The organism is Paraburkholderia madseniana (assembly GCF_009690905.1).
Lineage (GTDB): Bacteria > Pseudomonadota > Gammaproteobacteria > Burkholderiales > Burkholderiaceae > Paraburkholderia > Paraburkholderia madseniana.
The window spans coordinates 1-15,489 of sequence record NZ_VOSW01000104.1 but is presented as its reverse complement, the minus strand read 5'-3'; the positions used below and the strand labels follow the sequence as shown (position 1 = coordinate 15,489).

The 15,489-nt window shown below is 57.4% G+C and carries 13 protein-coding genes; 3 read left to right on the top strand and 10 right to left on the bottom strand.

The annotated features are described in order from the left end of the window. Positions 1-41: 41 nt before the first annotated feature. Positions 42-974, top strand: coding sequence for a LysR family transcriptional regulator (locus FSO04_RS36860; protein WP_166618322.1), 933 nt, complete (start codon positions 42-44; stop codon positions 972-974). Positions 975-1,394: 420 nt separating this feature from the next. Here the strand turns inward: FSO04_RS36860 and FSO04_RS36855 are convergent, their stop codons facing one another. The 8 genes from FSO04_RS36855 to FSO04_RS36820 form a co-directional block, all read right to left on the bottom strand. Then, positions 1,395-2,756, bottom strand: coding sequence for an MFS transporter (locus FSO04_RS36855; RefSeq protein ID WP_154566411.1), 1,362 nt, complete (start codon positions 2,754-2,756; stop codon positions 1,395-1,397). Between the two features lie 810 nt (positions 2,757-3,566). Continuing rightward, positions 3,567-4,481: an NAD(P)-dependent oxidoreductase gene (locus tag FSO04_RS36850; RefSeq protein WP_154566410.1), complete on the bottom strand. Its 915-nt coding sequence runs from the start codon at positions 4,479-4,481 to the stop codon at positions 3,567-3,569. Between the two features lie 26 nt (positions 4,482-4,507). Continuing rightward, positions 4,508-5,938: an aldehyde dehydrogenase family protein gene (locus FSO04_RS36845; RefSeq protein ID WP_154566424.1), complete on the bottom strand. Its 1,431-nt coding sequence runs from the start codon at positions 5,936-5,938 to the stop codon at positions 4,508-4,510. An 876-nt stretch (positions 5,939-6,814) separates the two neighbouring features. Further along, positions 6,815-7,459: an RraA family protein gene (locus tag FSO04_RS36840; RefSeq protein ID WP_154566409.1), complete on the bottom strand. Its 645-nt coding sequence runs from the start codon at positions 7,457-7,459 to the stop codon at positions 6,815-6,817. Continuing rightward, on the bottom strand, positions 7,459-8,121 hold the full coding sequence (locus FSO04_RS36835) for an RraA family protein (RefSeq protein WP_168435974.1): 663 nt from the start codon (positions 8,119-8,121) through the stop codon (positions 7,459-7,461). Before FSO04_RS36835 ends, FSO04_RS36840 begins: the two co-directional genes overlap by 1 nt. 11 nt (positions 8,122-8,132) lie before the next feature. After that, positions 8,133-8,804, bottom strand: coding sequence for an RraA family protein (locus FSO04_RS36830; protein WP_168435972.1), 672 nt, complete (start codon positions 8,802-8,804; stop codon positions 8,133-8,135). 405 nt (positions 8,805-9,209) lie between these two features. Next, positions 9,210-9,668: an aconitase X swivel domain-containing protein gene (locus FSO04_RS36825; protein WP_154566408.1), complete on the bottom strand. Its 459-nt coding sequence runs from the start codon at positions 9,666-9,668 to the stop codon at positions 9,210-9,212. 5 nt (positions 9,669-9,673) lie between these two features. Then, complete coding sequence (locus tag FSO04_RS36820) at positions 9,674-10,915, bottom strand: aconitase X (protein WP_154566407.1); 1,242 nt, start codon at positions 10,913-10,915, stop codon at positions 9,674-9,676. 309 nt (positions 10,916-11,224) lie between these two features. Between FSO04_RS36820 and FSO04_RS36815 the strand changes: the two genes are divergently transcribed. After that, on the top strand, positions 11,225-12,124 hold the full coding sequence (locus FSO04_RS36815) for a LysR family transcriptional regulator (protein WP_154566421.1): 900 nt from the start codon (positions 11,225-11,227) through the stop codon (positions 12,122-12,124). A gap of 258 nt (positions 12,125-12,382) precedes the next feature. Here the strand turns inward: FSO04_RS36815 and FSO04_RS36810 are convergent, their stop codons facing one another. Beyond that, a complete protein-coding gene (locus FSO04_RS36810) occupies positions 12,383-13,597 on the bottom strand; it encodes a pyridoxal phosphate-dependent aminotransferase (RefSeq protein ID WP_154566406.1) in 1,215 nt (404 codons plus the stop codon). Positions 13,598-14,342: 745 nt separating this feature from the next. Between FSO04_RS36810 and FSO04_RS36805 the strand changes: the two genes are divergently transcribed. Beyond that, complete coding sequence (locus FSO04_RS36805; RefSeq protein WP_154566405.1) at positions 14,343-14,816, top strand: Lrp/AsnC family transcriptional regulator; 474 nt, start codon at positions 14,343-14,345, stop codon at positions 14,814-14,816. 224 nt (positions 14,817-15,040) lie between these two features. On the opposite strand, the gene FSO04_RS36800 is transcribed toward FSO04_RS36805, so the two are convergent. Then, on the bottom strand, positions 15,041-15,489 hold a 449-nt coding region (locus tag FSO04_RS36800; protein ID WP_154560824.1), incomplete at its 5' end, for an ABC transporter ATP-binding protein.

Below are 15,489 nucleotides of genomic sequence, written 5' to 3'. Positions count from 1 at the left end.
TAGCATCTTCATTCACGAGCGCTGACACCACTAGGAGAAGCATGGATTTCCGCCAGATTCGCACCTTTCTCGCCGTCGCCGACACGCGAAGCACAACCCGCGCAGCGGAGCTGCTGCATATTGTGCAATCGGCCGTGTCGCGGCAATTGAAGCTGCTAGAAGGAGAAATTGGGGTGCCGTTGTTCGACCGCGACCGCACTGGGATGCAATTAACTGACGCGGGGCGCATCTTTCTCGAACACGCGCGGCGCGCGCTGCAGGAAATCAATCAGGCGCAAAGCGAAATTCGCCCTGTCCCGGGCCAGGTGGCGGGCGCTATATGTATCGGGTTGCTGCCTAGTAGTTGCGAGATCATCGTGTCGGAATTCCTGCGGCTGTTGCACGCGCACTATCCCGCGGTCCGTGCGACGTTTTCGGTCGGCTACACGGACCATCTGACGCGTTGGCTAGAGACGGGCGAAATAGATGTCGCGCTGCTTTATCAGCCCGACCCGACACCCGGCATCGATATCAAGAATCTCGTCATCGAGCCATTGAGCCTCGTGGCGAGCGGCGCAGGCGACCTGCGCGAAGATGCGCCCGTGCCGCTTCGGGAACTCGGACGTACGCCCTTGATCTTGCCAGGATACCCGCATCGTCTGCGACTGCTGGTCGAGAGGCGTTGCAAGGCGGCGGGCGTGACGATCGCCACCGCAGACGAAGCCAACACCATGGCCGTGCAGAAGGTTCTAATCGCCGAGGGATATGGGCGGGGCATCATGCCGCGCGTTGCCGCGCGCCAGGAACTCACTACAGGCGCGTTCTGCGCGGCACCGATCGACGACCCGGCGTTCGCGCGCCGCATCGTGCTGGCGCGCCCCACGACACGCGGCGCGACGCCCGCCGTACGGAATGCCACGGACCTCCTCGTAGCAAGTGTGCGCGTATGTGCGGCGACCGACGACTGGCGCGAAGCGACGTGGATAGGCGACTAGGTTGCGGGCGCGGGGCCGAAGCGAACCAAGCGGTGTCCAGGCTCCGCCGATTCGTTTCCAGGTTGGATTTTATCGGGAAACCTGCGATCAAATCGGTAGCCGCCCACTCGATGTACCATTGCTGCTACCTTCGATTCCCCGAACAAAGTCGGGCTTCAGCCAACAACGGCAGTCCGTTCCGTTGGCTGAAGCCGGCGCCATAGGTTACCGAAGCCGATGGATTCTGACCTGTAGAGAGGTGAAAGGATCGAGCCGCAATCTAGGTAGTGGTTTCTGCCGAACCTTGACAACGCGCGTGTGGGAGCTGCTCGTGAAAGGTACGTTGCCTCTTTTCAAGGCTGAAGACGATATCGCTGTGTTTAGCCTCCAAATCGACGACAGTTGTGGAAACAATACACATCGTATTCATTCTTAATATCTCTATCGGTTGGTTGATTGAAATTCGGCTTTGGCTTTTTGCTTCTGACTCAACGCTGAGGTATGTCGCGCGTCGCGCATGAGCAGAGAGATGGAAATAACGGAAATCAGGCCACCCACGCACATATAGGTGGATACCAGCCAAGGCTTTCCGTTTTGTACTTGGACGAGATATGCCGCAATGAAGGGAGTCGGGCCTGCAACGAAAATTGAATTGAATTCTCGTGTCACAGCAATGCCGGTGAAGCGAAGCTCAGTAGGGAACAGGTTCGATAGAAAGGCGCCTTGACCTGCGATGATCGGTCCATAGACAAAGAAGGCACAAAGTGCCATCGCCGAAGTGATGATAAGCAGATTGGCACTTTGCATCGCGATAAGAAGCGGAAATCCTGCCACCACTAGCATGAATGCACCGATGCGGTACGAATTGCCAGGCCCGATATGGTCAGCGATATTGCCCATGATCGGAGCTGACGCAAATCCAACCAATGTCGTTACGGCCATGGCAACCAAAGAGTCCGATCTTGAAATTCCCAAGCGTGTTGTCATGTAAGACATGGAGAAGGCCACCAGAACGTAGAAGACAACATTGAGGGCTGTTCCAGAAAGCATGCCTAGTACTATAGTCCGCGGCTTGGACTTCACCAGCTCAAATAACGGCACTCGACTCTTTGCGTTTCTCTCTATTGCAGCCTGATGTGCACGCGCAAACTCAGGAGATTCTTCGATTCGATGCCTGATGAACAGTGCTACCAAAAATAATATGGCCGAAAGTAAGAATGGGACTCGCCAGCCCCACGAAAGCAGAGTCTGTTCTGGCATAGAAGCCACAGCAAGGAATGCTAGAGTAGACAGAAGTGCACCACCAGACGCCGCACCGTTTGGAATGGCTGTGACAAATGCGCGACGGCTTGGTGGCGCGTATTCAGCAACCAATGTCATCGCACCGGCCAACTCCGCACCAGCGCCAGCGCCTTGTAGCATTCGAAGGATTACTAATAGTACAATTGCCCAATGACCAGCCCGCTCGAATGTGGGCAACAATCCCATCAACGTTGTTGCCAAACCCATGAGTATGAGCGTCGCGACTAGGACTGGCTTACGCCCGTAACGATCCCCAAAGTTCGCAATCAGAAGTCCACCTACCGGTCGAGCAAAGAAGCCGACTGCAAAGGTGGCGAATGCGGCCAGTGTTGCCGTTTCCGGATCACTGCTCGGGAAAAACAGCTTCGGCAATATCAACGCCGACGCAGCACCGTACAAACCGTAGTCGTACCACTCAATCAACGTGCCGACGATACCTGCTCCCAGCGCTCGACGTGCCATTGGGCTGAGTTTTTCCCTCTTATCTGCTCGGGTGCTCATGCCGCATCTCCCTTCGCATCCATAGGAAGCACGCGCGAACTGATGTGGACGTGGATGCCTCGAGTGAGGCTCTGGGCGCAATCGAGCGGCCGCAGTCTGTTCGGTGCAGTCATGTGCTGTCTCCATTTTTTGGGCACTGAAGGTGCTCTAATAAAAAGAATCGTGGGGACTTCTAACCCGCATCGCACTCTCAACCTATTCGCTATTTGACTAGAGTTCTGTCTATCTGTACACACGAAACGCTGGCGCAAAATGGGATGCGTTCATCTATACGGATTTTGGACGCTCATTCAGCCAACTCTTGTCACCGCCGAAGCCACGCCCCACGCCGGGCTCGATAAGCCGGACGAAGGCTCGGCGATGACTCGTGCTGACCGGCGTTCTGTTCGAGCTGTAGTCCGACATTCCCTGAGAGATGCATCCTCGCAGGACATGCGTTGCGGTTCGGGCGTGAGTTGCTGGCCAGACCCTTCCCCTCAATCAGGCAATCTCGTACATTCGCGGCGAGCGTCGATGGCCGCTGTCGCAGCTCGTTGACGTGCAGGCTGGTCACGGCTACGACCACGACAAATATCGCAGGCCGCTGCATGCTGGCACCAGCATCACGCAGGTCGCCCGTCCGGGTGAGTCACACGGCGAGGCCGCGGCAGAATCCGGCGGGCTTTCAAGCGTACCTTTGTTCGGCTGCACAACTTTAGGCGCTTGCGTGTCCGGTTCGAACGCCTCGCGGCCATACACGAGGCGCTCATGAAAACCGCCGCTTGCGTTAACTGCTTGCGGCAAATTCAAAATTCGTTGTGCCAGTACTTCTTAGTCGATTTTCCAACCCTCCGGAACCCGGGCTCTAGGGATCTTTGCCAGATCGCAGATGGCATCGGCGATACCAGTGAAGTCGATGCGACCATACTCGCTGGCACGCGCCAGACTGAATGATTCGAAGACCGCGGCCGCCAGGGGCATCGGCACCTTCAAGGCGTGCGCGGCACCAAGAACCAGTGACATGTCCTTGTGCGCCAGGTCGATGGTGAAACCCGGCGTCGTATCATTCACCAACACCTTGTTCGGAAAGTTCATGCGCAGTTGCCCGTTACTCGCGGAGGTGCCGAAGAGTACTTGCAGTGTCTTCGCGATGTCCAGGCCGAAGCGCTGGGACAGCGCCAGCGCCTCACCGTTCATCTGACACAGTGCAACCACCATATAGTTGTTAACCAGCTTTGTGCGGCCGCCGGCCCCGACCCCACCGCAGTGGTAGACGGTCGTTCCCATCGCGTACAGCAGCGGTTCGATGCGTTTGAAATCCTCATCGCTCGCCCCAACCATAAACAGCGACTCGCCGCGGTCAGCGTGCTGGGCGAGCCGGCCGACCGGCGCGTCCACGACAGACAGGCCACGTTGTTGTGCCGCCACGTGGAGGCGTTCAGTCGCAAGCGGATCGATGGTGCTCATGTCCAGAAGAATCCCGCCCGGCCTTGCGTTGGGAAAGATTCCCTCTGGACTCAGCGCCACCTGCTCAACCTCCACGGAACTCGGTAGCATGGTGATGACGATCCCGCATTCCTTCGCGATCTCGGCCAAGTTGACCGCCTTTCGTGCGCCCAGTGACACCAGCTCGTCGACGGCAGCGGCGTTCACGTCATGCACCACCAGCTCGTACCCTTTCTTGCTCAGATTAGAGGCCATGGGCTTGCCCATGCGACCCAAGCCGATGAATCCGATCTTGTCCATTTGAGTATGTCTCCTTTGATTGACGATTACTGACCGACGTAGGCAGTCTTTACGCGAGTGTAGAAGTCGGCAGCATAGCTACCTTGCTCGCACGGCCCGTAGCCCGAAGACTTGGCGCCACTCAACGGAACGTGATAGTCAAGCCCAGCCGTCGGGAGGTTGACCATTGCCAGCCCACTTTTGATATTCATGCGGAAATGCGTGGCGTACTTGTGCGACGTCGTGCAGATGCCCGCCGACAGTCCGAACGCCGTGTCGTTTGCGGTATGCAGCGCCTCGTCGTAGTCCTTGACACGAATTACCGCTGCAAATGGGCCGAAGACCTCCTCGCGGTTGATCTGCATGTCGTTGCGGGTTGCCGTGAACAATGCGGGCTGCATGTAGAAACCAGGCGTCTCGCGTTCGATCAACTGCCCGCCTTCCACCAACTCCGCGCCTTCGCGCTTTCCGGCTTCGATGTAGCGTTGCACCATATCAAGTTGGCGCTGGTTGATCAGGGGCCCGATTTGCGTGTCGTGATTCATGGCATGGCCAATCTTCAAGGACCGCATGCGCGCCCGTAGCGCCTCGACGAACCGGTCGTGCACGCCCTCCGCGATGATGAGCCGGCTGGACGCGGTGCAACGCTGCCCAGCGGAGAAGTAGGCGCCGTTCAATGCGCACTCTACGGCCGCGGGGAGATCCGCGTCGTCAAGCACCACGAGCGGGTTCTTACCACCCAATTCCAGTTGAACGCGAACCATATTCTCCACGGCGGCACGCGCGAGCAGGTGTCCTGTCGGCACGCTTCCCGTAAAGCTCAGCGCGTCAATGCCATCCATCAGGGCGGCTCCAGTGACAGGACCGGCACCGTTGACCAGATTCGCTACGCCGGCCGGCAGCCCGTTTCGCTCCATTACGCGGAACAGCTCAGCGGCAATGCCGGGAGTTTCCTCCGACGGCTTCAGCACCACCGTGTTGCCGAATGCCAGCGCCGGCGCGATCTTCCAGGCGGCGATGGCGATCGGAAAGTTCCATGGAGTGATCAATCCGATGACGCCAACCGGTTCCCGGCTGGTCTGGACCCCGATATCCGGGCGCGTGGATGGCAAGTTCTCGCCACCATAGCGCAGCGCCTCGCCAGCGAAGAAGTGGAAAACATGGCTCGCACGCATTACCTCGCCGATGCCGTCAGCGCGCGTCTTGCCGCCCTCGCGGGAGACCAGTTCACCGATCTCTTCCCGTCGCGTTGCCAGCTCGATCCCTACTCTCTGCAGAAGATCGCTGCGGGTCTGAATCGTCTGCGCCGCCCAGCCTGGTTGCGCGGCACGCGCTGCCGCGATGGCCTGCCGCACCTGTCCGGCGTCGGCTTGTGCGAAAGTCCCAACGCAATCGCGAACGTCCGACGGATTCAGGCTATTGAAGGTCGCATCGCCGCCGACCCATTCGCCCCCAATCAAATTTCCTTGAACAGCCATGTTCCATGTCTCCTGTAGGCGTAACCAAATCCCGGGTTGGCGCCCTGTGCGCCACGGGTTTCGATAAGTCATTCTAAATATGCGTGGGTCTGACGGTCGAATGACATTTTCCGATCTGTCTATCACGGAATAGCATGAGGACGCGGTTGAGGGATCGGATGAAAGCATCCGCTCACGCAGCGACAGGGAGGCTCGCTTCTCACGTTCGACAAGCCAATTCTCTCGGTGGCCGTACCCCTACGCGAAGCCGGCTCCCTCCGCCCAGCCCGCCGCGTGTGGATCACTTTGATTCTTTGGCTGTTGCTGCTCAGCAAGTACTCGTCCATCACCAGAACCTGTCACAACTGCGGGTCGGCACGGCACCTCAAGCGTTGAGATGCCAGATTCAGGTCGTGGAAAATCTCTAGATGGTCTGCAGCCCTCAGAGCGAGGTCCTGTATTCGCAAATAGCCGAGCGAGGCCAGAATTGATCTGGTCTAGGGCGAGAAAAGCCTCGGCATATCACAAGACCGGGCCAGTTACTAGGGATTTGTCGTCAACAAGAAACTAGATGCAGTGATGCGTCGCCACCTTACCTTGACCTCGCTGGTGATGCTGTCAAAATTCACCGCGTGGATCGATCGCCATCGTATGCGCTGACAGTAAATTCTCCGCGCTCTCGACCATTCGCCGCGAGGTAGAAAGTTGGCGGGGAAAGCGTCAGCCACGTTTGGCGCCGGAGTTCACCACGCTGACTGCAATCTGGCCTGTGTTGCCAACTTACTCGTCCTAGGCTCAACGAGATTGCCGTTATCCCGGCCGCCGAGCCCGCGGCCTCACAATTCACGGCCTCCTACGTCGTGGCAGGAATCCGATCCCGCAAGCAGACTTATGCCGTCAAGTACGTTCTCTCCAGCGCGACAAACCCAGGAGATCAAGGGTCGTGCGGCCTTGGCGCAGTTCGTCCATGATCCGCGCTTCCTTGTCGAAGCGAGCCTGGCCTAGGGCCAGTGTCGCCTCGACATGCGTGGTGGGAATGACGACTACGCCATCATCGTCGGCCACTACCAGGTCGCCAGGGACAATGGGCGTGCCGGTGAAACTCAGTGATTGCCCCACCGACGGAACGCTGGCCTTGATAGTTCCTCGCACGGAGATCCCGCGCGAGAACACCGGGAAATGGCGCGAGGTCAGCGCCGCGATGTCGCGCACACCGCCATCGATTACCAGGGCAGCAATGCCCGCCGCCTCGGCGGCGACCGTGAGCACTTCGCCCCAATAGCCAGCAACGAAGCCGTGGGTGGACACTACCAGGATGCTTCCGCGCGGCGCCTTCTCCATAGCGATGTGGATGGCCAGGTTATCGCCCGGAGCACATTCCACGGGGTAGGCGGGGCCCGCCACGGAGGCGCCCGGCCAGATGGTACGAACGAGGGGATCGACAGCGCTGGTCGGCAGGCCTGAAGCCTCGTAGAGCGTGGACGAGCCCAATTTGCGAGCGAGTTCAAGGGTGGCGACGCTGAAGGTGTGGAGTGCGCACATTATGCTTTCCTTTGCAATGTGTGGTAGCCCAGCGCCTTGCGCGCCTGCCCCAGGGTCTTACCTTGCGCAATCTGCGCACGGATCTCGGCTTCCACTCCTTCGATTTGCTGCGCCACGTCTGCCACTTCGCGGGCGCGATCTCGCGGTACCACCACGACGCCGTTGGCGTCCGCCACAACGATGTCGCGCGCGGTCACACGGGCCGTGCCGATGGAGACCGGCACGCCCACGGCCTCGACCTGTACGCGATCCTTGCCGGTACGCATAAAGCGGCCCTTGGTAAATAGCGGATATCCATCACCCAGCGCCTTGGAGACATCGCGGCACACCCCATCTATGACGGTCGCACGGATGCCGCGCAAGCACGCGTACTGGGTCATGATGTCGCCCCATACCGTGCAGTCAGTTCGGCCGTCGTTGTCGATCACGATGACGTCGCCCTCGGCCACGTCGTCGATAAAGTCACCCACGGAACCGGCCGGTGTGGTGGCCGAGACGTATTTAACGGTGAATGCGGTACCAACGATCGTGCCCTTGTAGTTGTCGAGCGGAGCGATGCCCATGCATTGGCCGGGCAGACCCAACTTGTCCATAGCATCGGATACTCCGGGCGTATCCAGCCCCTCGAACAGGGCGACCAGTTCCTGGTCTTCTGCGCTAATAGCGGATGTGTTCACTTCGCGTCTCCTTGATTGATCGCTTCGAACTCCTTGTCGTGCATGACTTCGGCGACCGAGCGACCTGCGCGCACGGCGGCGACCATGCCGTCCTGGCGGCGTGCGATGCGTTCGCCGAGTTCGAGCACCTCCTCGATACGTGCAGCTGCCACGAACACTGCGCCGCAGCGGTCGGCGATCACATAGTCGTCCTGGTGCACCGTCGCGCCCCTGACCTGCACCGGTTCGCCCGAGCCAGTCTGGATCACGCGATTGCGCGCACTGATCATGGTGACACCGCGTCCATAGACGGGATAGTCGATCGACTCGCTGCCCTCGATGTCGCGGCTGTACCCGTCTATAACGGAACCTCTGATCTTCTTGGCGCATGCTGCATTAGCCAGAATGTCCCCCCAGCACGAGATGCCATCTACGCCGCCAGCGATCACCAGCACCCGGTCGTCGCTGGTGACGGCATCGATCACCGGCGAAATGAGATGCACCGTGGGCTTCGCATCGGTTTTGGGACCGAGCTGGATGGTGCTGGCGCGGCCCACAATCTTCGGGCAGTCCCATAGCGGCCGCAGGCCATGCGTGGCGCCCGGGAGGCCGAGGAAATCAAGTGCGTCTGAGACGGTGTTGGTGTCGAGCGCGGCAAGGCGCCCAAGCAAAGAAGGCTGGCCATTCACGTTAATCTCCTAACAAATTCGACAAACTCTCGTTTCCCGTTAATGATTTGCAAATTTCTAATTGCTTATCTCGCTTTTCAACTTAGCCATCTGCGGCCGCTTCATTGCCAGAGCTTGATCACTGCGAGCCGATCGCCTGGCAGCGCGCGCTTGCTTTTCTCCTCGAGCGTCATATCCACGCACCGGTAAAAGCTTATCTGCCAGTTCGCTCTCGTTCGTCGACGAATGCCAATACCTCCACCAAGGACGAAATCACCGCCAGGATCTGCCCGCGTATCAGATCGAGACTGGCGAGATTTCTCGAAAATCAATCGCTCGCATGGAATACGAAGCTCACTGGCGAGCGGGCGGCGCGAGCAACGTGAAAGACGCGACGTCGGATCACCGCCAACGGATCTGCAGTTGCTATACAGCCGGAACAGGAAGTACGGCTTCTTGCAGCGGCTGTTTAGGGGTCACCAAAACGATGCCCGCATCCGCATCCATCTCGATAAAATCGCCGCTGGAAATTGCAAGCGTCGGATCCTGGTCCAGGCCAGCGATGACCGGGATATTTCCGATAATCGCTCCGATCGTGGTGATGGGCTCTGGATGCGCCTGGATAAAGGCCGCTGGGGCGGTCCCGCGCGATACCATGTCGTAAATCTTGTACGATCCACCCGTAGACCCTTTCCCGGTGAGGAACACCAGGACTTTCCCGGCAATATTGACACCCTCCAGTTCGTGCCCGGGCTCGGTGACGAACCCGGTGAAATTATCGACGCCCCCATTAAAACTAATGGCTTCCTTGGTAACGACGGCCTCGCCGCTGGCCTTACCCGTGACGATTTTTCGCCCCTTCAGGACAAGTTGATTTGCCGTCATGTTGATCAGCTCCAGACACCATTGATTGCTGCTTTCATCACTCGATCCAGATTCCCATAGTGGGTAGGGAGTCCAAATTGACCAGGAGCATAAAATGCCATCTTCGCCGAGTTGGTGGTCAGCGTTCTATATCCCTTCTTTGGAGCGATGACCCGGCTGCGGGCCAAGAACGGACAGGTCTCTCGCACGACAATGCCACCAGCGTCCTCAATGGTCCGGATATAGCCCATGCGCTCAGCCATGGCATACATCGCGCCGGCCGTCGTGACCCATAGGGAGACGTCCCGATGGACCTTCCTGCCCTGCAAGGCGTCGGCGACTTCGCGGATCTCCTGCACCGAAGCATTCGGGCAGCCGACAAGAATCCAGTCCACATGGCTGGAGGACTCCTTGTTCAGCGCAGCCTCTGCCTGTTCCTTCTCTGACTGACCGAAAAGGAGAATCTTCTCCGGCTCGCGTCCACCAAACGCCTCGCCTAGCGTAGGAGCCTCGGGCGTCACCCCAACAGCATGGAACATACTCACAGCGCCGGAAGCCGCCAAGGCAGCGCTCAGGGCTTTCAGTTGTTCTAAGGTCGGATCCGTAGGAATGCCTGTAAATACCGGCGTATCCTGTCCCGCGATCTTGCCGGCGAAATATCCGAGCGTTCCATAGTCAGTCATGTCATTGAGAGGCGTCTCCACCTTGATCAGGAATTTGCCGTAGCGGTTTTCCTTCAGATGGAAACCATACTCAGGGGTGCGGCCGGTGAGGGCCGAGGCAAGTCCGCTAGGCCCCCCCTCTCGATTGGTCCTGGCGCCGCAAACAGAGTTGGCAAACACGACGGCTGACGACTCCCCCCAAGCCATGTGCTCGCCAAACCGCGGGGTGTTTCCCACCAAGTAAGGGATGCAGGTATTGCACGTGTTAGCCCCCATCCCCGCATAGGCGTCGGTCAGCCGGGTCTGCAGGACGCTGTCCGATTCGGGAATGCCGATGTCCTGCCACTGAGTGGGATCGACAGCGGTCGGATTGGTAGTGACTCGGGTGACGAACGTGCCGCCTTGCTTTCGGATATCTTCAACGAACTTCGTGCCGGCTTCCTCGGCGACCACCACCGAAGAACCCGCCATATGGACGTTGTTGACCGGAACAAGCCTTGCGGCACTGAAGCTCTCGCCCAATGCCACCAGAATCTCCATGGCTTTTTTCACTGCAGGACCCCTGTCCCCGACCAACATCCGGGATTCTTCTTCAGTCAGCAACATACATAAATCTCCATGAAAGAGGCCCGAGCAGCCTTGCGGCTATACCGGGCAGGGAAGGCTGGAGCTCCCGGGAGTGAGTCAACAAAGTGCCGCCCCAGGCGCCACCGCAACAGATCAACGAAAACTCGGCGGCAGCGGGTGATAAGCGAGAAGCTGTGCGGCAGCACTTATCGCGTTCTATGTCGCCGTCGGGAGTCGACGGTGAATTGCAGCTATTCTGGTACTCGACCTTGATCAAAAAAAGCGACAAAATACGATCGATATACATTCCGTGACGCGATACATGAGGGTTCGGAGGGATTGGCCGTGATGACGTTCAAGCAACTGGAGACAATCTTTTGGGTCGTGCAACTAGGCGGGTTCGCGCACGCCGCGAACAAGATGCATACCACGCAGTCGGCGGTATCCAAGCGGGTGCAAGAGCTGGAAGCGCTGTTCGAGACGCCCTTGTTCGATCGCTCGTTACGCTCAGCGCGGTTGACGGAAAAGGGCGAGGAGATGTTCTTGCTCGCCAAGCGGCTGCTCGAGCAGCGGGATGCAGCGGTCGAACAGTTCCAGCGCCCGGAGGTCATGGAGCGTCACGTCAGGATTGGGGTCACCGAACTCACGGCCATGACCTGGCTACCGCGTCTGGTAGGCGCGATCCAGGCCAAATATCCCCGGGTGATTATTGAGCCGTACGTCGAAGTCAGCGTCATGCTTCGCGACAAGCTCCTTGCCGACGAGATTGACCTCATGATCGTTCCCGATGTGTTCAACGAACAGCGGTTCTTGTCGAAACGCGTTGGCGTGGTCGAGAATGTCTGGATGTGCAAACCCGGCCTTGTCGGCCAGCCACATCGGCTTCGCATGCACGAGCTTGCAGCGCACCGGTTGCTGACTCAGGATGGCCGCTCGGGAACAGGTCAGCTCTATAACCGTTGGTTCCGCTCAATCGGCGTGAACCATGAGAACACCCTGTTCAGCAACAGCGTGGTTGCCATCATCGGACTCACGGTCTCGGGCATGGGAATCAGCTATTTGCCCAAGAAGTGCCTCGCACCAATGGTCGATTCTGGGGCGCTGCAGGAACTCACGGTGATCCCTGCCCTGCCACTGGCAACGTATGCCGCCATCTGGAAAAGCGACCGAAAAAGCACACTAATATCGTCCATTGCTACGCTGGCCCAGGAGAAGTGTGACTTCAGGCGGATGTTTCAGACTGGGTGAACAATCGTCGAAGCACGACAAAGACGGCTCCGTCACATTATATTAGGTATCCTTGATTTTTATCAAACTTCGATTTCGTACCTGAGAATACCGGATTGCACTTAGAAAATAACAATTTCGGCATCAGTCCAGACGACGATAGACCGAAGCGTCATGGCGACGCTCCGGGTGCAAGTCGAAGTGTCGTTAATTCGCTCGCCTGTAGAGGCGCACTATTCGCTTCTGACCTTCCAGTGATCGAATTGACCTCACCGTCATTCACACAATGCGATTGTGCTCAAAGAAGCGAGTGATCCGAGATAACCCCTCGCTCAGTTTAACTCCTGATACGGCATGGCACCATCTTAGCCAGCCTCTCCCTTCCGGCCCAAACGCCGCCCCGGGCGCCAACCCCAGCCCCGAAACATCGATCAAATTCCTCGCCAACGCCGTTGTATCCGATATCCCCGCAATCTTGAAAAATGTATACATGCCCCCGCCTGCCCCCGGCACTTCTACGCCCGGCAATTCGCACAATCCGTCGACGAGGACCTTTCGATTCGAGCGTAAATCGGCACGTAACGACTGAACAGTATCTTCTCCACGCAACAGTGCAGAATGTGCGGCTCTTTGGCTCGCCTCAAGGATACAGCAGGTGTTGTATTCAATAATCTTAGTTAGCGCCTTTACAATCGACGGTGGAGCGACGACCCATCCAACCCGAAAACCCGTCATCAACCAAGACTTGGAGAAGCTATTTACCGAGATTATTCGATCTCCATCTTGATATCGATCCAAAAATGATGGGGCACAGAATACTGCTTGATCGTATGCTAGGCGCTGATATACGTCATCCGAAACAATCCAAATACCATGTTTCCGACAATGCACCAAAATCTCGTCGACATCGCGCTCCGTCATCATCCATCCGGTTGGGTTGTTTGGCGAATTTATAAAAAGCACCTTCGTTCCGGCAGTAAGTTCCGAAATCAATTTGTTGACATCGAGCGCCCATGCACCGTTAACGACTGACAGCGGAACTCTCGTGACGTTCGCGCCTAGGATTCTAGGTATCTCGGCTATATTCGGCCAAAGTGGAGTGATAGCCACTACTCTGTCACCGGGCTCTATGATGGTCTGTGCTGTAAGCATCAACCCGGAAATACCGCCGCTTACGACAGCGAGTCGATCTGAATCGATCGTGCACCCATGAAGTTGCGTAAGGTATAACGATAGTGCAGATCGAAGATAGGGCCTACCAAGATTCTGTGGATAGAAGGTCTCGCCGGAGCGCAATGATTCGATAGCAGCATCCCGAATGAAGTCAGGCGTCACCTGATCGGATTCGCCGAACCAAAATGGCAGAATGTCCGAACGATTCATGGCCCCATCCGCCACCTCTCTAATTAGCGAGGTTGGCAGAGAGGAGACGGTATCTCGCGGTTGAATCGGAAAGATATCCTGAAAATTGCTCTTTGATTCCAACGTGTTCATATAACCAACCTTTCCTATTTATGTTCGATCGCAGCAAATCCACAAACAGCTGAAAATTTGTTGCGCATCTATCACTACCTGTCACGCTACTTAGCCTCTGCAAAGGCGCGGAATTGGACTCGTTTTCGCAATGCATGGCGATCACCAAGAGAATACTGAAACGGTCCGGCATTGCTTGCTGTTCTTAGTACCCAAATATTGGCTGGCGTGCAACAAATCTGCTCGTACGACCGGAACAGCGAAACGAATCGTTCAATGCCGACGCTGGATGAGATCGACCAGCAAGTGCTGGCAGCGTTCGAAGGTGATACAAGGCTGTCGACTGCCGAGCTTTTCGCGGGAAGGTAAAAGTCGGGCCATCCCCCTGCTGGCCCCTAATCAAGCATCTTGAATGATCACGAACCGCCGATCTGCGGTAACTCCCCATGTTCGAAGCGGTCGGAGCACCATGCCGCTCGATCGCCCTGGTCGGAGGCGAACGGTATGTTACCTATGCCGGAATCTAGTTGACTGCATGACCCGGCTGGCGCGTAGCCTGTGCATCCCAGAACGTCCTCCCGCCCCCTCCCGGTGTGACACAGCCATTACATCGGCATGTACCGCCCCTGCCCTGTCCGGTGCTGCATCTGGTTCAGGCTGCATTGGTTGGTACGCTACCCGGAATAAGTTGGTATTGCTTGCGGAAATTGGCTCCGCAATAATGCCCGACACGCGACAAATCATTTCACATCCATGGAGTTACGAAATGCATCGTCCAGTACCAACATTGGATCGATTAGACAAGCAAATTCTTGCCGCTTTGCAGGCGGATGCGAGGCTCTCCAGTGCTGAACTATCGGAAAAAATCAACCTCAGCACATCTCCGTGCTGGCGCCGGGTAAAGCGGCTGGAGTCGCTCGGCGTAATCACCGGATATCACGCACGTGTCGATCTGAAGCAACTTGGCTATGAGGTGACTGCACTGGTTCTGGTCACATTGGTTCAGAGGAGCATGGAACACATGAGAGCGTTCGAGGCCGCAGTCGGCCCGCTCTCCGAAGTATTAGCCTGCTATAACATCTCGGGACAGTATGACTATCAACTGACAATTGTGACCGAGACGCTGTCTTCATTTGGCGAGTTTGCGCGCCAACACATTAACGGCTGCTCTAGCGTCAAGGAAATGTACACGTCATTCGTCGTGAATGAAGTCAAAGCACCTGTGTGCCCTCCCGCTTAGGAGTTCTTGAAAAAGAACAACTGATTGTGTATCGGCACACGGTGAGGATGGCAGTGAACGGCAGAATCAGTGAGAGGTTGTATAGCGTGACTCGATATTGGTACTACCATTAGCGTCCAGCCGGACTCTATGGTGACAGCACCGCCGCGCAGAAGATATCCGGAGCACGGAATCGACCAAAGGTTACGAGATCGAAATCATCTGAAGAACGGTCAGATCAGTGCTTACTCTCCGAGATAAGCCGCCCGCACCTTCGGATCATCCAGCATCTGCTTCGCGTCGCCGGACATCGTCACCAGACCCGAGTCCATCACGTAGCCACGATTCGCCGCCTGCAACGCGAGACGCGCGTTCTGCTCGACCAGCAGCACCGTCATGCCTTCAGCGGAAATCGCCCGCACCACCTCGAAGATCTTCTCCACCATGATCGGCGACAGACCCATCGACGGCTCATCCAGCAACAACAGCTTCGGTTTGCTGATGATCGCACGTGCCATCGCCAGCATCTGCTGTTCGCCGCCCGAAAGCGTGCCCGCGTATTGCGTGGCCCGTTCCTTCAGGCGCGGGAAAAAGCCGAACATGCGATCGACGTCTGCCTTGATGGCGTCGGTATCGTTGCGCAGATACGCACCCATCTGCATGTTCTCGACGATCGACATGCGCGAGAAAATTC

Bases quoted from the DNA above. Each gene is read 5' to 3' on its own strand.
- FSO04_RS36860 (WP_166618322.1), top strand. From the start codon at position 42: ATGGATTTCCGCCAGATTCGCACCTTTCTCGCCGTCGCCGACACGCGA.
- FSO04_RS36855 (WP_154566411.1), bottom strand. From the start codon at position 2,756: ATGAGCACCCGAGCAGATAAGAGGGAAAAACTCAGCCCAATGGCACGT.
- FSO04_RS36850 (WP_154566410.1), bottom strand. From the start codon at position 4,481: ATGGACAAGATCGGATTCATCGGCTTGGGTCGCATGGGCAAGCCCATG.
- FSO04_RS36845 (WP_154566424.1), bottom strand. From the start codon at position 5,938: ATGGCTGTTCAAGGAAATTTGATTGGGGGCGAATGGGTCGGCGGCGAT.
- FSO04_RS36840 (WP_154566409.1), bottom strand. From the start codon at position 7,459: ATGTGCGCACTCCACACCTTCAGCGTCGCCACCCTTGAACTCGCTCGC.
- FSO04_RS36825 (WP_154566408.1), bottom strand. From the start codon at position 9,668: ATGACGGCAAATCAACTTGTCCTGAAGGGGCGAAAAATCGTCACGGGT.
- FSO04_RS36820 (WP_154566407.1), bottom strand. From the start codon at position 10,915: ATGTTGCTGACTGAAGAAGAATCCCGGATGTTGGTCGGGGACAGGGGT.
- FSO04_RS36815 (WP_154566421.1), top strand. From the start codon at position 11,225: ATGACGTTCAAGCAACTGGAGACAATCTTTTGGGTCGTGCAACTAGGC.
- FSO04_RS36810 (WP_154566406.1), bottom strand. From the start codon at position 13,597: ATGAACACGTTGGAATCAAAGAGCAATTTTCAGGATATCTTTCCGATT.
- FSO04_RS36805 (WP_154566405.1), top strand. From the start codon at position 14,343: ATGCATCGTCCAGTACCAACATTGGATCGATTAGACAAGCAAATTCTT.